This is a genomic window from Litorilituus sediminis, from assembly GCF_004295665.1.
Lineage (GTDB): Bacteria > Pseudomonadota > Gammaproteobacteria > Enterobacterales > Alteromonadaceae > Colwellia > Colwellia sediminis.
The window spans coordinates 2,912,573-2,933,262 of record NZ_CP034759.1 but is presented as its reverse complement, the minus strand read 5'-3'; the positions used below and the strand labels follow the sequence as shown (position 1 = coordinate 2,933,262).

General features: G+C 41.6%; 13 protein-coding genes, 2 tRNA genes, 3 rRNA genes and 1 riboswitch. Of the genes, 10 read left to right on the top strand and 8 right to left on the bottom strand.

Annotated elements, in window-relative coordinates; translation table 11 throughout:
* Nucleotides 1-137: 137 nt before the first annotated feature.
* A riboswitch (molybdenum cofactor riboswitch) is annotated at nt 138-292 on the top strand.
* The 7 genes from moaA (at nt 279) to EMK97_RS12980 (ending at nt 4,474) form a co-directional block, all read left to right on the top strand.
* A complete protein-coding gene (gene moaA, locus EMK97_RS13010) occupies nt 279-1,250 on the top strand; it encodes a GTP 3',8-cyclase MoaA (protein ID WP_130602844.1) in 972 nt (323 codons plus the stop codon). (Overlaps the previous riboswitch by 14 nt.)
* 4 nt (nt 1,251-1,254) lie before the next feature.
* A complete protein-coding gene (gene mobA / locus EMK97_RS13005) occupies nt 1,255-1,893 on the top strand; it encodes a molybdenum cofactor guanylyltransferase (RefSeq protein ID WP_130602842.1) in 639 nt (212 codons plus the stop codon).
* Between the two features lie 14 nt (nt 1,894-1,907).
* Nucleotides 1,908-2,450 (top strand): molybdenum cofactor biosynthesis protein B, encoded by a 543-nt coding sequence (gene moaB / locus EMK97_RS13000; protein WP_130602840.1) that lies wholly within the window; start codon nt 1,908-1,910, stop codon nt 2,448-2,450.
* Nucleotides 2,450-2,950 (top strand): cyclic pyranopterin monophosphate synthase MoaC, encoded by a 501-nt coding sequence (moaC, locus tag EMK97_RS12995; RefSeq protein WP_130602838.1) that lies wholly within the window; start codon nt 2,450-2,452, stop codon nt 2,948-2,950. The genes moaB and moaC overlap by 1 nt, the downstream gene beginning before the upstream one ends.
* Nucleotides 2,951-2,963: 13 nt before the next feature.
* Nucleotides 2,964-3,212 carry a molybdopterin synthase sulfur carrier subunit gene (moaD, locus tag EMK97_RS12990; RefSeq protein ID WP_130602836.1) on the top strand — a complete coding sequence of 83 codons (249 nt, stop codon included), beginning with the start codon at nt 2,964-2,966 and terminating at the stop codon, nt 3,210-3,212.
* A gap of 4 nt (nt 3,213-3,216) precedes the next feature.
* On the top strand, nt 3,217-3,684 hold the full coding sequence (moaE, locus tag EMK97_RS12985; protein ID WP_211342243.1) for a molybdopterin synthase catalytic subunit MoaE: 468 nt from the start codon (nt 3,217-3,219) through the stop codon (nt 3,682-3,684).
* 43 nt (nt 3,685-3,727) lie between these two features.
* Entirely contained in the window at nt 3,728-4,474 is a 747-nt protein-coding gene (locus tag EMK97_RS12980; RefSeq protein ID WP_130602834.1) for a HesA/MoeB/ThiF family protein, read from the top strand.
* A 10-nt stretch (nt 4,475-4,484) separates the two neighbouring features.
* Here EMK97_RS12980 and EMK97_RS12975 read toward each other — a convergent pair whose 3' ends face one another.
* A complete protein-coding gene (locus tag EMK97_RS12975; RefSeq protein WP_130602832.1) occupies nt 4,485-5,027 on the bottom strand; it encodes a DUF1285 domain-containing protein in 543 nt (180 codons plus the stop codon).
* A 253-nt stretch (nt 5,028-5,280) separates the two neighbouring features.
* Here EMK97_RS12975 and EMK97_RS12970 point away from each other — a divergent pair.
* The 3 genes from EMK97_RS12970 to EMK97_RS12960 all read left to right on the top strand — a co-directional run bounded on the left by EMK97_RS12970 (nt 5,281) and on the right by EMK97_RS12960 (nt 8,411).
* Nucleotides 5,281-5,356: transfer RNA gene (locus EMK97_RS12970), tRNA-His, on the top strand.
* Nucleotides 5,357-5,738: 382 nt separating this feature from the next.
* Complete coding sequence (locus EMK97_RS12965; protein WP_130602830.1) at nt 5,739-6,872, top strand: Abi family protein; 1,134 nt, start codon at nt 5,739-5,741, stop codon at nt 6,870-6,872.
* A 396-nt stretch (nt 6,873-7,268) separates the two neighbouring features.
* Nucleotides 7,269-8,411 (top strand): flavohemoglobin expression-modulating QEGLA motif protein, encoded by a 1,143-nt coding sequence (locus tag EMK97_RS12960; protein WP_130602828.1) that lies wholly within the window; start codon nt 7,269-7,271, stop codon nt 8,409-8,411.
* A gap of 42 nt (nt 8,412-8,453) precedes the next feature.
* On the opposite strand, the gene EMK97_RS12955 is transcribed toward EMK97_RS12960, so the two are convergent.
* The 7 genes from EMK97_RS12955 to EMK97_RS12925 form a co-directional block, all read right to left on the bottom strand.
* On the bottom strand, nt 8,454-12,206 hold the full coding sequence (locus EMK97_RS12955) for a ligand-binding sensor domain-containing diguanylate cyclase (protein ID WP_130602826.1): 3,753 nt from the start codon (nt 12,204-12,206) through the stop codon (nt 8,454-8,456).
* Between the two features lie 247 nt (nt 12,207-12,453).
* Entirely contained in the window at nt 12,454-13,071 is a 618-nt protein-coding gene (locus EMK97_RS12950) for a LysE family translocator (RefSeq protein ID WP_170176764.1), read from the bottom strand.
* A gap of 109 nt (nt 13,072-13,180) precedes the next feature.
* Nucleotides 13,181-14,002, bottom strand: a complete 822-nt coding sequence (locus tag EMK97_RS12945) for a crotonase/enoyl-CoA hydratase family protein (RefSeq protein ID WP_130602822.1) — start codon at nt 14,000-14,002, stop codon at nt 13,181-13,183.
* A gap of 916 nt (nt 14,003-14,918) precedes the next feature.
* Nucleotides 14,919-15,033 (bottom strand): 5S ribosomal RNA (rrf, locus tag EMK97_RS12940).
* 100 nt (nt 15,034-15,133) lie between these two features.
* Nucleotides 15,134-18,016, bottom strand: a 23S ribosomal RNA gene (locus tag EMK97_RS12935).
* Between the two features lie 371 nt (nt 18,017-18,387).
* Nucleotides 18,388-18,464: transfer RNA gene (locus EMK97_RS12930), tRNA-Ile, on the bottom strand.
* A gap of 164 nt (nt 18,465-18,628) precedes the next feature.
* A 16S ribosomal RNA gene (locus EMK97_RS12925) occupies nt 18,629-20,169 on the bottom strand.
* The 16S, 23S and 5S rRNA genes sit together here with 1 tRNA gene alongside, the layout of an rRNA operon.
* Nucleotides 20,170-20,690: the final 521 nt, after the last annotated feature.

Genomic DNA, 20,690 nt, shown 5'->3' with positions numbered 1-20,690 from the left:
TAAAAATAATGGCGCTAGTATCGCCTAATTACCCCTATAAAGAATAGTGATTTAAAATTTAATTCTTTGATATTGATCAAAGTATCGATTTCAAAAGAAATTATCATTTCTCTCCTAAACTAATATATACTTATTTAAAAGTATTTTTACACCGAAGCTTCAATAGCTACCCTAAGTAACGTTTTATTTAGCATGCTATTTTAGCCGTAAGTAATAATGTATTACTTACCAGGGTTAACAAGGAAACGCGTTAGTCTCCCGGCATTTGGAAAGGTGAAATGTTAACAGATAACTTTGGTCGTAGGTTTAGTTACCTACGTCTGTCTATTACCGATGTATGCAACTTCCGTTGTAATTATTGCCTACCTGATGGCTACGAATGTGATCAGCCGCGCGATTTTTTATCTTTGGCTGAGATTACCCGTTTAAGCAAAGCGTTTGCCCAACTAGGCACGGAAAAAATCCGTATAACGGGCGGCGAACCGGCGCTTCGCAAAGATCTACCTGAAATTATTAATATCTGTAAAAGTACCGCAGGTATTAAAAAAGTTGCTTTAACCTCAAATGGCTTTAAGTTGCCAGAGCATTTGCCACAATGGTTAGATGCCGGCATTGATGCCATCAACATCAGTATTGACAGTTTAGACCCTAGACAATTTCACGCCATTACTGGTCATGATAAGTTACAAACCATTTTAAAAGGCATTGATATGGCTTTAGCTGATGGCAGTACTCAACTTAAAGTGAATACGGTATTAATGCGTGAATACAGCGGTAAAGATATTCAATCATACTTAGACTGGATAAAAGACACACCGATCACTTTGCGCTTTATAGAATTAATGCAAACTGGTGATAATCAGGAATTTTTTGACGCGCAGCATGTTCAAGGCTCTCGTATTAAGCAAAACCTGATATTAGATGGCTGGTTACCTGTTATTCAGAATAAATCAGCAGGCCCTGCACAAGAATTTTACCATCCTGATTACCAAGGCAAGATTGGTCTGATCATGCCATATTCCAAAGACTTTTGTCATAGTTGTAACCGCCTGCGCGTTAGCTCTAGCGGCAAATTACATTTATGTTTATTTGGTGATCAAGGCTTATCATTAAGGGAGCAACTTCAGCAAGATGACTTAGTTCCTTTACAAGAGCGCATTGTTTCTTTGTTGGGTGATAAAAAAGCAACACATTTTCTTCATGAAAAACTAACAGGTGCGACTAAGCACTTAGCCATGCTAGGTGGATAATATAATGAGCTTTTCCCATACTCATTGCTTAGGCGTTGTCCTTGCTGGTGGTTTATCTTCTCGTATGGGGCAAGATAAAGCGCAATTGCTTAGACAAAAACAAGCCATGCTCGATTTTTCCAAGCAGTTGCTTATCGACTCAGGCATTACTGATGTAGTGGTTAGTGGTAATAGTCATGATATTCCAGATGTAGTGCCACAAGCAGGCCCCGTTGGCGGTATTTACAGTGTGTTATCGCACTATAGCCAACAAGATAAACCTAAAGCTTTACTGATTTTACCAGTAGATTTGCCACTAATGACGGCAACAGCACTAGAAAAACTGCGCTTAGCAGGTGAGCTTAGCCAAAAAGCCACTTATTTTACAGATAGCCAAGGTGATGCCCATAACATTCCCTTGTATTTACCGAATAGCGCCCTGCTTGAACTTTTTTTAGCTAAAGCATTTACGCAAACGGGCTGTGAAGAGAGTCAAATAAAAAGTAAAAAGTTTGGCCCTTCTATCAAAGCGCTACTGAAAAATATTCCCAGCCAAAGCCTGCCTGTCAGCAAGCGTTTTGCGCAAACTAACATTTTATTTAACAGCAATACTCCGCAAGATTGGCAACAAGCACAGCAGTGTTTTAACCAACTTAGCATGTAAAAAAGGAAAACCTTATGTCAGCACATGGTGGCAAATCATTTATTCCATTAAACATTGCGGTACTTACCGTATCAGACACACGTACAGAAGCAAACGACACTTCAGGGCAAGCCTTGGTTGAGCGCTTAACTGAAACGGGTCATAAGCTTGCTGAAAAAGCCATTGTAAAAGATGATGTCTACCAATTGCGCGCTATTGTCTCAAAATGGATTGCAGACGAGAACATCAACGCTATTATCTCAACTGGTGGTACTGGCTTTACTGAACGCGATAACACGCCAGAAGCACTAATGCCGCTATTTGATAAAGCCGTTGAAGGCTTTGGTGAAGTATTTCGTCATGTGTCGTTAAGTGAAATTGGTACATCTACCATACAATCTCGCGCTTTTGGCGGCATAGCGAATAAAACAGTGGTGTTATGTGTACCAGGCTCAACCAATGCCTGTAAAACCGCCTGGGACAAAGTAATTAAAGAGCAACTTGATGCCAGTCATCGTCCTTGTAACTTCGTACCACACTTAAATATTAGCGCTGAGCAATGTGAGACTCGAAACTAATGACGCAAGCAAAGCAAACTCCTGAGCTAAGCCACCTTAATCAACAAGGTGAAGCGAACATGGTTGACGTTACCGAAAAAGCCATGACATCACGCACTGCAACAGCGCAAGGTTTTATCAAAATGAATGACGAAACCTTTGCCTTAATTACCACAGGTAAACATAAAAAAGGTGATGTATTTGCCGTCGCTCGCATTGCAGGTATTCAAGCGGCGAAGCAATGTAGTAACTTAATTCCGCTATGTCACCCGTTAATGCTCAGCAAGGTACAGGTAGATTTCACCCTTGATGAAGAAAATAACCAGGTAAAGGTTACTAGCTTATGTCGTCTTACTGGGCAAACCGGCGTAGAAATGGAAGCATTAACAGCCGTTTCAGTAGCCTGTTTAACCTTGTTTGATATGTGTAAAGCCGCTGATCCTGCCATGGAAATTCACGGCATTAAGGTATTAAGCAAAGAAGGTGGTAAGTCAGGTAGCTGGCAAGCCAACAACTCATAGCTAGGTAATACAGATGATTAAAGTAGTTTTTTTTGCAGCACTTCGAGAGCAACTTAACTGTGATGAGTTATCTCTTGATAGCGCTGATATAGCAACCATTGCCGATGTTAAACAACAGCTCGTAGCTAAAGGCGAATTGTGGCAGCAAGTGCTTAATAACGGCTCGCTACTTTGTGCCGTTAACCACGATATGGTAGATAGCAATCATAGTGTTAAAGCAGGTGATGAAGTGGCTTTTTTCCCTCCGGTAACTGGTGGTTAATGCCATGGCACAAGTTGAAAGTATGGAAATATCTATTCAAACACATGACTTTAACTTAAGTGAAGAAGTCGCCTTACTAGAACAAGACAACGCTATTGACGGCGCCGTAGTAACCTTTACCGGCAGAGTCAGAAACCAAAATAATGGTAATCATGTTACTGGGCTGACGCTAGAACATTACCCTGGCATGACGGAAAAGTCCCTTGCTAAGATTATTGCCATAGCAAAAGAGCGCTGGAATATTGGTCGCGTTAAAGTGATTCATCGTATTGGCGAACTTAATATTGGTGAACAAATTGTTTTTGTTGGTGTCACCAGCAAACACAGACAAGATGCCTTTGCCGCCAATGAATTCATTATGGATTATTTAAAAGTACAAGCGCCATTTTGGAAAAAAGAACGCACCAATAAGGGCGAAATGTGGCTAGATGCTAAAGACAGCGATCAAAATAAAGCCCAGCAATGGGATTAACTACACCCCAGCTGTTTATGATTAACATATCAAAGGAACCTCAGTGCTTACCACACAAGAACAACTGAAATACTCCCGCCAAGTAATGCTCAACAAAATTGGCGAACAAGGGCAATTAGCTTTACGTAATGCCAAAGTACTTATTCTTGGTGTTGGCGGCTTAGGTAACCCCGCCAGCTTATACCTTGCTGCCGCAGGAGTTGGCACCTTATATCTTGCTGATGGTGATAATATTGAAGTGAGTAATCTGCCAAGGCAAATTCTATTTAATGAGCAAGATATTGATAGCAATAAAGCCGATACTGCCGCAGAAAAACTCAGTGAGCAATTTCCAGATACAAGCATTGAAGCCATAGATGATATGCTAGATAAAGAGCTATGCGATTACTATTTGCCGCAAGTTGATTTGGTTTTAGATTGCTCTGACAATATTCAAACGCGCTACCTTATTAACCAAGCCTGTATCGAGCATAAAGTCCCTTTAGTTGTTGGTGCTGCTACAGGCTTTGACGGCCAACAACTTACTGTAGACCCTAGAGATGAAACAAGTGCTTGCTATCACTGTCTGTTTCCCGCCAGTGAAAAAGCGCCAGCCAATAATTGCCAAACCATAGGTATTATTGGCCCGGTACTCGCCATGGTTGCAGGCATGCAAGCACTGCAAGCCATTAAGTTATTAACCGGCAATAATGCGCAAATTAATCAATTAAATTTGTTAGATGGCTTAGCTAACCGCTGGCAACAATTTACCATGAAAAAACAAGCTAATTGCAGCGTGTGTGGTCATTAGCGCGAATAGCTTAATCTATAACGCCAAGAGAAAATTGACAGTTAGCACTACTAAGCATTAATTCTGTGCCTTTTTCCGTGCTAACTTCTGTTGCTGCTTCTACCCACTGGTAATAGACATTACGATGTACTTTTGCCAGTAAATTACGCCTAACCGTAACGTATAAATCGCCCTGCTCTGTAACAATTAAAGGGTGCTGAGCATCAAGCACAAACTCATCAGCTAAATTTGTTTGTACTATCATATTTTCTTTGTTTTCATCCCATTGCCATTGAGTTAGCACAAAGGGGGCATCAACCACTTTAATTTTGACTTTCTCGACTGGCGTCACTAAAAAATAGTCATCGTTATGCTGACCTTCTTCTCTAATAAGCACAGAAGCAAATAATTTAACTAATGACATACGCTTAAAAATAGTACCGCTATAGAACCAATCCCCATTGGCTTTGATTTCGATATCAATCTCTCCGCAATACGGAGGGTACCATGACTCAACAGGTGGCAACTTTTGTGACTGGTTAGCAAGTTGCTGACTAATTTTTTCTAATGACATTCAAAGTAACCAAAGATAAAAAGGCTGGTAAATAAAAGTATATAACCTCAGGATTTGAAAAGCAGTAATAACAAGCAAAGACTGTCATCAGCTAAAACTGTACAATTGCGCATCAATATTTCAGCACAATTAAACTTTATTGCCTAATAAGCACATAAATAGCCAACTTTTGCTTGTCAAAAGACAATAAAATGCAATACAATCCCCGCGCTGATAATTCACAGCACCTTTGTACAACAAGTACACCTCAGTGGTGGCTATAGCTCAGTTGGTAGAGCCCCGGATTGTGATTCCGGTTGTCGTGGGTTCAAGTCCCATTAGCCACCCCATTATTTTCTTCCTCAGAAAAATTCGAAACAAGCTATCAGACTAATAAAATTAAGCGATACAGTTTATTCCACTGGCTTTTTTATACGTTCAATTTTTAATGTTCAGGCAAGTTAGAGATTTATTTTATTTCTTAACCCCTATTTTCTTACTGGACAGTCAAGTTATGCGAATAAACCTCCGATAAAAAACATATTTATCCAATATACTCAATAACATAAACACAACCAATACAGTGGCAGCCACTTACGTATAAAACAGAGAGAGAAGTTTGACAAGAAGTAAAAACTGCGTATAATTTACTGCAACAGAGCCAAATCCCCTCCCAGCCTAGCGTTGGTGACGGTTTGGCCTTTATTTTTCCAACCTCCATATAATCCCTTCATGGAAGATAAACCAGACGTAAAGCCATTCAAAGAATATGATGAGTTAATCACTCTTCTTTTAGATCGTGGGATGACTATTAAAAACAGAGAGCGTGCTAAACGTAAAATAGCTCAAGTAGGTTACTACAGATTGTCTGGCTATTGGTATAACTCTAGGATCTATAAGCAAGTAGATTATAAGACTCGCGAATTTGAAAGTAACTTCAGAAAAGGGGTTACGTTTGACGATATTTTTAGCCTATATATTTTTGATAAAAAATTACGACTAGAAATAACTGATGCTATAGAGCGCATTGAAATATTCTTAAGAACAATAATAGCTCACGAGATTGGGTGCATCTCGCCCATTGCTTATTTAGATAAAAAGCAATTCTCCAGAGACGCTTTCAAACCAGAAAGCAAAATCCCTAAATATGATGAATGGCTAGAAAAGCATGACTCTTTAATAGAGCGTAGTAAAGAAGAATGTATTATTCATCACAAGAAGACAGGAAAGAAGCTACCTTTATGGGTTGCATGTGAAGCATGGGATTTTGGCACTTTATCAACATTTTATAGTATGCTGAAAGGGAGTAACCAAGATTTAATTTGCGCGAGAATAGGAATTGATAACCGATCTGTTCTCGATAACTGGTTAATAAACATAAACGGATTGAGAAATAGATGTGCTCATCATTCTCGCCTATTTAATAAACAAAATCCTCGGAGATTAAAAACCCCGAGGTTGGGGTACTTTAATACGTTAAACCTAGGGGAAGAGGAAAAAACAAAGCTTTATGGTTTGCTTTCCGTAATTTGGTTTTTGCTAACCCGAATAGCAACTAACTCTAATTGGATATGCAGAGTGGCTGATTTAGTAGATAGTATGCCGACTGTTCCTGGTGCATCGATTCACTCGTTAGGGATTAATACGAATAAATTTCCTAGACACAATATCCAAGCCTTAAATCAAAGCAATGACATAGCTGTAGACGTAGAAGGTGATAACTTATTTATTACCACCGATAATATAAACGATGTACTAGATAAGTTATCAAGTTTTGATTTTTCGAAGCAGGATACAGAACTTCTTAGTGATCTATCTGAAAAGCTATTAGAGATCGCGGAGAATGTAGAAAATAATATTTCTTAACTTTCATCATTTAATACCATATTTTAAGCTCACTGTTTCACTGTGAGCTTAAATATACTATCTCATACTTGGCAGTACCCATTTTTCCTCTCAATGAGAGTTATTATCACTAAAATTTAATGCCAAGTGCTGTGTCTAATATTTTGTGTAGTTACTACTTATCATATGCTCTATTAACGCTAACCAACACAAGATCAAAACAAATAAAACAACCACTTAAATATTAAAATTAAAGATAACCGTAACTTATAGCCTGTTAGCATTTCAAGCACTGAGTGTTATTCCTGCACATTTCACATAACCGCATGTTTTTATCTGTACGATAAAAACAATTTGCTGTACCAAATGCTCTGATACACTTACATTACTATCTCTGTATTGGCATGGTAATAAACAGTGAAAAAGCTAAAAAATATCTCCACAGAGCTAAGCACAATTGACGACACCTTATATCAGTGTGTTGCCAATATAGACATCCTAGATGCAATTGCTCCCAAAAACTATCAGTCAGAAAAGGCATTGTTTTTTGAGAAAAAATGTAGCGCTAACCCTAACTTTGCCTACAAAGAAAATAACATTGCTTTATTTGAAAAGAAGCGAGCTCTGTTCAATATTCCTATTGAGAAAATACGCAACAAGCAGCTATATCGTTTATATAGTGAAGTGATACAAGCTTACATTGATAAGTTAGATCAATTCCGGCATATAGGACATCCAGAGTTTCTGTACGATTCATTGCGTTACTATGGTGAACCCAGTCAAGGTGAATTAAAAAATGCTAGCTATCTTTTACATATCACCGCTGGTTACCAAGGCGTCTCTAGTGAGCATGTAGCTATTGAAGATATTCAGCGTTATTTCGAGAACTTTGCTGATGCCAATCAATACCCACTTAACCTCACTATTGAAAAAGGCATGATCGCCAATGCCTTAGTGTCTGGCGAACAAGTAAAGATCAGTGACAATGCAAAACTTAGCAATATTCAATTAAAAGCCTTGGCACATCATGAGTTGGGGGTGCACTTAGCAAGTACCTTAAATGCACAAGCTCAGCCGCTAAAAATTTTACGCTTAGGCTCTCCCGTCAACACCACCACACAAGAGGGCTTGGCGATGCTATGCGAATACTTGGCTGGTTTTATGACATTTGAGCGCTTAAGAACACTGGCATTAAGGGTAATAGCGGTTAATTCTATGATTACTGAAAAAGACTTTAAGCGTACCTTTAATTTGTTAATTGAAGAGCACCACGCAGAAGCAAACCAAGCCTTTGCCATATGTGCTAGAGCATATCGTGGCGGTGGTTTTACCAAAGACTACCTGTATTTAAAAGGGTTTCAGCAGGTACTTGCTGCATATCAAAGTAAGGTAAATATCAAAAACTTACTGTGCGGCAAGGTGTCATTAGAACAGCTATCCTTAGTTGATAACCTGATCGGGCAAGGCTACTTTATCGCCCCGAAATTTATTAGCCCTGCAATTCGTAGACCTAGCACTACCGATCCTGTTTTAAAATTTATTGTTAGCGCAATAAAGTAGTAATCTCTGCTCTGTAATAATTACACTTTCAATATAAAGTAATTATTGCCAAATAATGGTTTTCTCTGGTGAGATAGACGTCACTAAACGCATGGCTTTAGCATTAAGTAACGCGCCGGGATCTTCAAACAATGATTCCATAAAGGTTTCAGAATCTGAGTCTTGCGCGCCATAGACACCAAGCCAAGCATTACGTTGAGTATTCTTTGCCGCATAAAGGCACTTATCAGCTATCTCTATCACCTGCTCCCAAGTTAAATCTGGTTGGTATTTTTGCACAAAAGGAAAGCAGGCAAAGCCAATAGAGCAGGTTTGTCGTAACACTATTTTATCAATAGCAAAATGATAGTTTTCTACACTTTTACGAATACGCTCCGCTAATTTAGGTGCTTGTTCACGTTGAGTAAAACGAGCAACAACAAGGAATTCTTCTCCGCCCCAACGAATAAGATAATCTGACTCTCTAAATATTTTTAACAAAACCTCTTTTATCGACATAAGAATAATATCGCCAGCCTTATGACCATGGGTATCATTAACCGCTTTAAAATGATCTAAGTCTATTAAGAAAAACACCATATCATCTTTAGTTGGCATAGCTTGGCGCTTATCTTGCTCCCAACTTCGATATTCACGCATGGTTTTGTCTATATCAGCACCAATTTGTTTAAGCAAAAAGTGCCTGTTTTTTAATCCTGTTAATTGATCCGTTACGCTAACTTCTTCTAATCTTTTATATGAAAGTTTTAACTCGTTTTGCGTACTGATCAGCGCTTTATTGCTTGCATCTAGCTGCTGCAATTTATCGGCATTATCAACGGCAATTGCGGCATAGGCAGCAAGCGCTTGCATCATTTTTAATTGTTTCTCGCCATATACTTGTGCTTGATAACTTTGTACCGTGATAATGCCGACAATATTTTGCTTAATAGTTAATGGCACATAAATATATGAGCAAGGTTTTTGCATAAAAGCGCCGCCTTCCATTTCAAAGCCCGACTCTGGCTCTTGTAAACCAATATGATCAATATAATTATCAAGCTCTAAATCTGCATCTTTAATTAAAACGGACTGATTATGGCTGATACTCCAAACAGCAAGCTGGTCTTTATCTTTCATAGAGCGCTGATAAGGCTTTAACCTAATGCCATTTTCCACCGCCAGCTCTATATCAATAACCCCTTGTTCTTCGCGATATAAGCCAATACCAAAAATATCGACCTGCATAAGACGCTGGCTGTGCTCAAATAACTGCTCTAATACCAGATTCAAATCTAGCGTAGCGGTAATATCTTTCCCTATCTCACTTATTGTGGCTAAGTTTTGATGGGCTTTTTCTAAATTTTTAGTTTGTGCTTTTACTTGCTCTCTTAGCTCGTGCTGCTGTCTTGCCAATTGATTAACACGTAATAAATAAACAACATAAGCAATACTCAACAAAGTGATTAGTACAACCAATTTAAAGGCAAATGTTTGATACAAGGCAGGTTCAACAACAATTGCTAAACTCAACTGTTTATCACTCCATTCACCTAAATGATTACTGCCTTTAAGTTGTAATTGATATTCTCCTGGGGCTAAGTTGGTATAAGTTACATAACGATTGTCAGCATCACTATAAATCCATGTTTCATTATAACCTTTGAGCTTATAGGCATATTTATTTTGCCTTGGAATCGCATAGTCAAACGCGGTAAATTCTAAGCTAAACCCCTGCATACTTGGCGTTAAAACTAATGGCGACTCAATGGCTCGCTTTTTACCATCAACTTTCAACTCTGTTATCGCCAAAGGCGGCTGATAACTCTTCGGATTAAATAAGCTAGGAGTAACTACCAATACGCCCTTTGTGCCACCAAATAGCAGCTGACCATTACTTGCTTTAGCATGTGAATTTGTCCATACAGTGCCTATGTCGGCACCATCGGCTTGACTGATAGCCCAATGCTGCCATGTATTTGGGTTAAAGGTATGCCACTGTGTCCAAATATTACCTTTTTCATCTTCCTGTAAATTGCCGCCCAAATATAAACCCGGTTGTTGCAATTTATCACTCGCTGATTCGAAAATAGCGTGACTGCCATTATGAGTTATTAATAGATCTAAACCTTTTGCCGTATCAACCCATAACCTTTGCTTTGAGTCCACCAATAAACCAGAAATTTGATCACTCGATATACTCGAAGAAATCAGCGGATCATGGTTGAACCTTATTAACTCCCTGCTACCTTGCTTTAAAAAATATAAGCCTTTATGCGTCCCTAGCCACAAATCACCTTGACCATCAACGACCATAGTATTAACTCTGGCTTCAAAGGGAGCTCCTTGATACAAATACCCTGTGGTTAACTTAGTTTCATCATTAACACTAAATAGCCCGAAATGTGTGGCAACCCATAAGGTTGAATCATCCATTAATAATTGATTAATCACAGGCCACGTTTTTTGCTCAGTATGGCTTACTGCCGTTAATGAGAAATCATCTAAAGATAATAAGTAAAGTCCGTGCTCAACACTTGCTAACCATACTTGATGTTCATTACGCTGCGCTAAGCCAGAAATAATACCAAGTCCTTTTCCCGTCGTGGTAACTTGCTCTGTACCAAGGTTGGCAATACGTCGATAATTACTATCGAGTATATCAACGCCACTACCGCCGGTTCCGATTAACCAACGGCCATCAGTTAACTGTAATATTGCGTGAATATCAGGATTTGATAAGCTATAAGCTCGTTTCGGACTATGCTGTAACACCCGAAAAGCTTGCTGCGATACATTATGCCGATTTAGACCTCCTCCCCAGGTACCTAACCACAATAGCCCTGACCTATCTATCATCAAGCGAGAAACACTATTAAGGTTAATAGAAGATGCTATAACAGGGTCATGTTGGATTACTTCAACAACTGTTAATGTCTTGGTATCGATAACATTAACACCGCCCCCCAATGAAGCTGCCCATATACGTTGCTGGCTTGGTTGTACAAATGAAAAAATCCACGGGTGTGAAAGCAAATGCTTACTCGCGTCGCCCGTGGCGATATGTACTATTTCTTTACTACTGGTAGAATATACATAAATGCCGTGCCCCTTAGTTCCAAGCCATAATCTACCCTCTAAATCTTGATAAATAGCTTCAATACTAACCTGTGCAAGCGCACCAACCAGCACAAGTTGTTTGCTCGCTAAATCAAAGTAATATAAACCTTTGCGACTCCCCACCCATAAACGATTATGCTTATCATGCAATAAGCTTTGTAGTTTACTTTCCAGTAAATTATTGTCATACACAACAAAGCTTTTACTACCAGGCGCTAAATAATTTAAACCATTACCGGTAGCAAACCACATACCACCCTCAGGGTCAGCAGTAATGGCCTTAATTTGATTGCTCGAAATAGAAGCTTTCACATCAGGTTGGTGACGATAGTGATAAAACTTGTCTGTATTCGGATCTAAAACAGAGACACCATCGTTCATGGTGCCAATCCAAATTTTATCATCCTGACTCTGGTATATAGCACGAATATAGTCACCACCGATCGAATTACTAGTCTGGCTTTGGTACTTATACAAGCGATAACGATAGCCATCATAGCGAACCAGGCCTTGCTGAGTACCAATCCAAATAAAGCCCTGTTTATCTTGTAAAAGCGCTGTAACAACACCGTGCGGGATAGCGTATTTATCACCTATGGTTTCAAAGGCGAGGTCACCACCTTGCTTAGCCACACTCAGTAAAGGCAAGAAAGTTAAAAATAAAAAGACATAAAATCGAGGTTTTAAAAAAGACACATCGAGCCCAAAAGCAAAAATTAAACGTATTTAGTTTTAAATCATCCGTGCTTTTAGTGCGATTGATGAATACCTGAAGCTGCTATCTCAAGCACTAGTAACTAATCCTTAGCTAATTATAGGATAAATATCTAAATAGTTATTTTAAAAGCCAGGTAGTTTTAAACCGCTACGGCTAACTTAGCATAGCGGTTTATTTGCTTAATAGCCGATCCATTAACTTGAGGTTTACTAACTTTATTTACTCTTATTTACTGACCGCTAACATAGCGGCAAAGCCAAAAAACATTGAGCCCATTATACGGCCCAAGCGTCCGCCATTTAGCAAGGGTAATAATCTTGCTTTAAAGTTATAACCAATCAAGGCATAAAGAAATGTGAATAAAAATGCGTTAACTAAACTTGTAGATATTAATAACGTAAGTTGCGGTAAAAGAGCAGCCTTGAGATTCAAGAACTGAGGAAATAAGGCAGTGAAGAAAACCAAAGCTTTGGGATTACTTAGTCCCAGTAATAAGCTCTTTTTATACAGGTGCTTACTTGAAGGCGTATTGGTATTTTCTTGGATTAATGACCAATTCCCCTTACTACGCCACATAGATATACCAATATGAATAAGGTATAGACAACCTAACACTCTAATAAGTTGATACGCCCACTCAGAGGCCAAAAAGATACTACCTATACCTGCAGCTGATAATATCGCAAGTATGAATATTGCAGTGACATGACCAAGCACCCCAGAAAGCGCCTTGCGACGACCAAAATTAAGACCATTACTTGCCGCTAATACAGCGGAGGGGCCAATGCTAACCGAAGCAACAATAGAAACACTCAGGTAAATAAGATAGCTTGATAACTCCATACTAGGTATCTCATAACAAAAGGGGCGAGATAATAGCATGCTCTCAGCTAATATGAACCTTTAACTTGCAGCTTGTTGATAATCATCAAACATTATCGGATTCTTTCAACTACCAAGATTTTCGTGGCTTAAATTTACGCTCGGGTTTATCAGAATTAAGCTGGTTATAACGCTTAATCTGGCTATTCTTACCCATAAGAATTCGAATCTGATAATATGACTCTCTAGCTAAAGCCATACCTGCACTGCCGAACCACGACTTATTATATAGCTTTTTAACTCCTGCCACAGAGTCTGGCGATTGCACTTTTAACTCTTGCGCCAACGCTATTGCTTGCTCTTTAGCATTTTCACTGCAAATACTAGCTAAACCTAAGGCAACAGCCTCTTGCCCTGAAACTTGCTCACCAGTCATAGCCAATCGCTTTGCAACATCTAGGTTTAATGACTCACGCACAGCTAGCGAACCGCCCATATCAGGAATTAAACCCCATTTCGCTTCCATAATCGCTAAAGAAGCATTTGGCTCAGTTATGATAAAGTCAGCACCCTGGGCGATTTGTAAACCACCACCCCAACAACGCCCATGAATAGCTGCGATAACAGGTACTGGCAACGAACGCCACCCAGTTGACACGTATTGAGCTAAATTTGCCTGCCAAGGCAGCCACTTGAATAACAGCTTGAGCGGTGCAGATTTAGATTTCATTACAGATTTAACATCTAATCCTGAACAAAAATCTTCTCCTGCCCCAGCAATAATCACCGCCCGTATATTACGATTACGATGCAACCTCTTAATCACATCTCGTATTGCATAAAACATTGCCATATCTAACGCATTATGTTTATCAGGACGTTCTAGCGTAACAAAAGCAATTTGCTCTTTTATCTCAACAGTAAGACGATCATTAATATGTTCTTTCGACATGGCATTTAATTTCCAGATAAACAGGTAGGACCAGATTAACTTAGTATTAATCTCCTGTCGAGTAACTACATATGAGAATAGCTAGATAACTACTTTAAACTTGTGAAATCAAAGAAATAGGAAACCAGATAGCAGAAAAGCAAAAAGCCCGTAACGTATGTTACGGGCTTTTCTGTTATTTTTAAAAACAGTGGCGCTTAGCGATGTCCTACTCTCACATAAAGAGACAACACCCACACGCTATCACCTTCGGCGCTATCGTATTTCACTTCTGCTTTTCTTAGGTATTGCGAATGGGATGAGTGGCTCGCCATCTTCAATTAAAGCTAGGGGCAGCTTAATCAGTGATAATTAACTAAGCTTATCTGTTTTTTATATCCCCAAACGCAGAAAAGCAAAAGGCCTGACACTTTCGTATCGGGCTCTCTTTAATTAGACGCTTAGCGATGTCCTACGCTCACATAAAGAGACAACAGCCACACGCTATCAACTTCGGCGCTATTGCATTTCACTTCTGCTTTTCTTAGGTATGGCGAATGGGATGAGTGACTCGCTATCTGCAATTAAAGCTGGGAGCAGCTTAATCGGCGATAATTAACTAAGCTTATCTGTTTTTTAAACCCCTGAACGCAGAAAAGCAAAAAGCCCGTAACGTATGTTACGGGCTTTTCATAATTAGGCGCTTAGCAATGTCCCGCTTTGCTCTCATATGGGCTTCTCGTGACATAATCCACACTACCATCGGCGCTATTGCATTGCACTTCTGCTTTTCTTAGGTATGACGAATGGGATGAGTGGTTCTATATCGATAATATTCAACCTCGACATTAAACACTAGCTTGTCTGCTTATTAAATTCCTGAACGCAGAAAAGCAAAAAGCCCGTAACTTGTGTTACGGGCTTTTCTTAAATAGGTGCTTAGCAATGTCCTACTCTCACATGGGAACTCCCACACTACCATCGGCGCTATTGCATTTCACTTCTGAGTTCGGAATGGGATCAGGTGGTTCTACAATGCTATTGTCGCTAAGCAAAAAAGGACAATCTCGAAAACTTAATATAAATCTTTAACTCTTGTAACTTAGTGCGTGATGTTCATCAGCTTCATACACAAAACCACTTAGGCGTTGTATGGTTAAGCCTCACGGGCAATTAGTATCAGTTAGCTCAAGGCCTCACAACCCTTACACACCTGACCTATCAACGTCGTAGTCTCCAACGACCCTTTAGGGGACTTAAAGTCCCAGTGAGAACTCATCTTAAAGCCTGCTTCCCGCTTAGATGCTTTCAGCGGTTATCAGTTCCGAACGTAGCTACCGGGCAATGCCATTGGCATGACAACCCGAACACCAGAGGTTCGTCCACTCCGGTCCTCTCGTACTAGGAGCAGCCCTCTTCAATTCTCAAACGCCCACGGCAGATAGGGACCGAACTGTCTCACGACGTTCTAAACCCAGCTCGCGTACCACTTTAAATGGCGAACAGCCATACCCTTGGGACCGACTTCAGCCCCAGGATGTGATGAGCCGACATCGAGGTGCCAAACACCGCCGTCGATATGAACTCTTGGGCGGTATCAGCCTGTTATCCCCGGAGTACCTTTTATCCGTTGAGCGATGGCCCTTCCATACAGAACCACCGGATCACTATGACCTACTTTCGTACCTGCTCGACGTGTCTGTCTCGCAGTTAAGCTGGCTTATGCCATTGCACTAACCGTACGATGTCCGACCGTACTTAGCCAACCTTCGTGCTCCTCCGTTACTCTTTGGGAGGAGACCGCCCCAGTCAAACTACCCACCAGACAGTGTCCCCAACCCGGATTACGGGCCTAGGTTAGAACATCACGCATACAAGGGTGGTATTTCAAGGATGGCTCCACCATATCTGGCGACATGGTTTCAAAGCCTCCCACCTATCCTACACATGTAGGAGCAATGTTCACTGTCAAGCTATAGTAAAGGTTCACGGGGTCTTTCCGTCTAGCCGCGGGTATACGGCATCTTAACCGCAATTTCAATTTCACTGAGTCTCGGGTGGAGACAGTGTGGCCATGATTACGCCATTCGTGCAGGTCGGAACTTACCCGACAAGGAATTTCGCTACCTTAGGACCGTTATAGTTACGGCCGCCGTTTACCGGGGCTTCGATCATGAGCTTCGCAGAGCTAACCCAATCAATTAACCTTCCGGCACCGGGCAGGCGTCACACCGTATACGTCATCTTTCGATTTTGCACAGTGCTGTGTTTTTAATAAACAGTTCCAGCCACCTGGTTACTTCGACCGACTTCAGCTTAGGGAGCAAGTCCCATCACCATAGTCGGCGTACCTTCTCCCGAAGTTACGGTACTATTTTGCCTAGTTCCTTCACCCGAGTTCTCTCAAGCGCCTTAGTATTCTCTACCTAACCACCTGTGTCGGTTTGGGGTACGGTTCCTATATATCTGACGCTTAGAAGCTTTTCCTGGAAGTATGGCATCAACAACTTCTGCTCCGTAGAGCATCGTCTCGTATCTCAGTCTTAGAATCCCGGATTTGCCTAAGATTCCAACCTACGTACTTTCACATGGACAACCAACGCCATGCTTGTTTAGCCTGCTCCGTCCCTCCTTCGCAATATATAGAAGTACAGAAATATTAATCTGTTTCCCATCGACTACGCGTTTCCGCCTCGCCTTAGGGGCCGACTTACCCTGCCCTGATTAACATGGGACAGGAAACCTTGGTCTTTCGGCGTGGGGGTTTTTCACCCCCATTATCGTTACTCATGTCAGCATTCGCACTTCTGATACCTCCAGCAAACCTCTCGATTCACCTTCAACGGCTTACAGAACGCTCCCCTACCACTCAAAATAAATTTTGAATCCGCAGCTTCGGTGCATAGTTTAGCCCCGTTACATCTTCCGCGCAGACCGACTCGACTAGTGAGCTATTACGCTTTCTTTAAAGGATGGCTGCTTCTAAGCCAACCTCCTAGCTGTCTATGCCTTTCCACATCGTTTCCCACTTAACTATGACTTTGGGACCTTAGCTGGCGGTCTGGGTTGTTTCCCTCTTCACGATGGACGTTAGCACCCACCGTGTGTCTCCCGGATATCACTCACTGGTATTCGGAGTTTGCAAAGGGTTGGTAAGTCGGGATGACCCCCTAGCCTTAACAGTGCTCTACCCCCAGTGGTGTTCGTCCGAGGCTCTACCTAAATAGATTTCGGGGAGAACCAGCTATCTCCCGGCTTGATTAGCCTTTCACTCCGACCCACAAGTCATCACCGCATTTTTCAACATACGTGTGTTCGGTCCTCCAGTTGATGTTACTCAACCTTCAACCTGCCCATGGGTAGATCGCCGGGTTTCGGGTCTATACCCTGCAACTAAACGCGCAGTTAACACTCGCTTTCGCTACGGCTCCCCTAATCGGTTAACCTTGCTACAGAATATAAGTCGCTGACCCATTATACAAAAGGTACGCAGTCACCCTCGAGGGGCTCCCACTGCTTGTACGTATGCGGTTTCAGGTTCTATTTCACTCCCCTCACAGGGGTTCTTTTCGCCTTTCCCTCACGGTACTGGTTCACTATCGGTCAGTTAGGAGTATTTAGCCTTGGAGGATGGTCCCCCCATGTTCAGACAAAGTTTCACGTGCTCCGTCCTACTCGATTTCACGGTAAGTTTGTTGTCGTATACGGGACTATCACCCTGTATCGTTGTCCTTTCCAGAACATTCTACTAACTTACAAACCGCTTAAGGGCTAATTCCCGTTCGCTCGCCGCTACTAAGGAAATCTCGGTTGATTTCTTTTCCTCGGGGTACTTAGATGTTTCAGTTCTCCCGGTTTGCCTCTTTATGCTATGTATTCACATAAAGATACTGTCTTATGACAGTGGGTTTCCCCATTCAGAAATCCTAGGTTATAACGGTTTTTATCACCTTACCTAGGCTTATCGCAGATTAACACGTCTTTCATCGCCTCTAACTGCCAAGGCATCCACCACATACGCTTAGTCACTTAACCATACAACCCTAAGTAGTCTTAGTAGACCTTGGTGACTAAACCAAGGCAATTGTAAAGTCTGACATTTTCACGCACTTTCACTTAACTTTCGTTAAAGTGATGAGTTACTTGAATAAGAGTTAATAGTCTTTCAACTATTGGTCTAAATGATTAAGGAATACATCATTTAGCTATTGTTGGTATTTATACTTATGTGATTGAAGCGCGACACTTCGCACACCATATAAATACCGGGTATTTATATCAGCTTTCCAGATTGTTAAAGAGCGTCAAACTAGCGCACATTCGGCTAATTCGTGGTTAAAAAAACCAAATTTAAAATAACTTATGAAGCTTAGTTTAAATTTGGCTTTTCTTTACGCTGAAGAAATTGGTAGGTCTGGGCAGACTTGAACTGCCGACCTCACCCTTATCAGGGGTGCGCTCTAACCAGCTGAGCTACAGACCTATCATGGTTATGCTCTATCTAACTTTTCGGCGTCAGTCTCACCCTGCCTTTAATCAGGAATGGGTACGTTCTAACTAGCTAAGCTAAACAAAACAAGTTTCTTCTCATTTTTGTCATCATACAATTTGTGTGAACACTCAACAAAGCATTGTTTTACTTCAAGATAAGGAGGTGATCCAACCCCAGGTTCCCCTAGGGTTACCTTGTTACGACTTCACCCCAGTCATGAAACACAAAGTGGTGACCGTCCTCCCGAAGGTTAAACTAGCCACTTCTTTTGCATCCCACTCCCATGGTGTGACGGGCGGTGTGTACAAGGCCCGGGAACGTATTCACCGTGGCATTCTGATCCACGATTACTAGCGATTCCGACTTCATGGAGTCGAGTTGCAGACTCCAATCCGGACTACGACGTACTTTGTGGGATTCGCTCCACCTCGCGGTATTGCTGCCCTCTGTATACGCCATTGTAGCACGTGTGTAGCCCATCCCGTAAGGGCCATGATGACTTGACGTCGTCCCCACCTTCCTCCGGTTTATCACCGGCAGTCTCCTTAGAGTTCCCGCCACTACGCGCTGGCAAATAAGGATAGGGGTTGCGCTCGTTGCGGGACTTAACCCAACATTTCACAACACGAGCTGACGACAGCCATGCAGCACCTGTCACTGCGTTCCCGAAGGCACAATTCTATCTCTAGAAAATTCGCAGGATGTCAAGGGATGGTAAGGTTCTTCGCGTTGCATCGAATTAAACCACATGCTCCACCGCTTGTGCGGGCCCCCGTCAATTCATTTGAGTTTTAACCTTGCGGCCGTACTCCCCAGGCGGTCAACTTAGCGCGTTAGCTACGCCACCCACTGCTCAAGGCAACAGACGGCTAGTTGACATCGTTTACGGCGTGGACTACCAGGGTATCTAATCCTGTTTGCTCCCCACGCTTTCGTGCCTCAGCGTCAGTATCTGTCCAGGTGGCCGCCTTCGCCACTGATGTTCCTTCCAATCTCTACGCATTTCACCGCTACACTGGAAATTCCACCACCCTCTACAGTACTCTAGTTTGCCAGTTCAAAATGCAGTTCCAAGGTTGAGCCCTGGGCTTTCACATCTTGCTTAACAAACCGCCTACGCACGCTTTACGCCCAGTAATTCCGATTAACGCTTGCACCCCTCGTATTACCGCGGCTGCTGGCACGAAGTTAGCCGGTGCTTCTTCTGTAGGTAACGTCACAGATGTTGAGTATTAATCAACACCCTTTCCTCCCTACTGAAAGTGCTTTACAACCCTAGGGCCTTCTTCACACACGCGGCATGGCTGCATCAGGGTTTCCCCCATTGTGCAATATTCCCCACTGCTGCCTCCCGTAGGAGTCTGGGCCGTGTCTCAGTCCCAGTGTGGCTGATCATCCTCTCAAACCAGCTAGAGATCGTCGCCTTGGTGAGCCATTACCTCACCAACTAGCTAATCTCACTTGGGCTAATCTTTAGGCAAGAGGTCCGAAGAGCCCCCCCTTTGGTCCGTAGACATTATGCGGTATTAGCAGTCGTTTCCAACTGTTGTCCCCCACCTAAAGGCATATTCCCAAGCATTACTCACCCGTCCGCCGCTCGACGCCGAAGTACAAGTACTTCTCGTTTCCGCTCGACTTGCATGTGTTAAGCCTGCCGCCAGCGTTCAATCTGAGCCATGATCAAACTCTTCAATTAAAAAATCGTTTGTGGAGCGTCCCTTATAAAGAAACGTTCCTGCTCAATGAATTCTGTCGTGATACCAACTCGAAAGTTGATATCGCATTACATATATAAGTATACTTTCGTATAAATAAAGTATCTGTGTGACATTCATCAAAGTGCTGTTTTACGTCTTTACTTAAAAAAGTAACGACTTTTGTAAAACCAACATCAATGTGAGTGCCCACACAAATTGCATGATAACTAATTGTTAAAGAATCTCTTGCGAGAAGATATAAATCGCATTCGTTTATACCTGATGCTTCGTAAGCTTTGCCCCGAAGCGGATGCGCATTGTACGCTTCCTAGTTTTGATGTCAACGTTTTTTTTAACTTATTTCAAATTAATTTTTAACGTTTTCTTTGCTGTTTTGCTATCAACTTGGATAACTAAACTTGTCAAAACTAACTTCTTAAGTCTCCCTGAGAAGTGGATGCGCATTTTAGACACTTTCGCAAAAGGATCAAGCACTATTTTCACTTTTTTGATCGTTCGA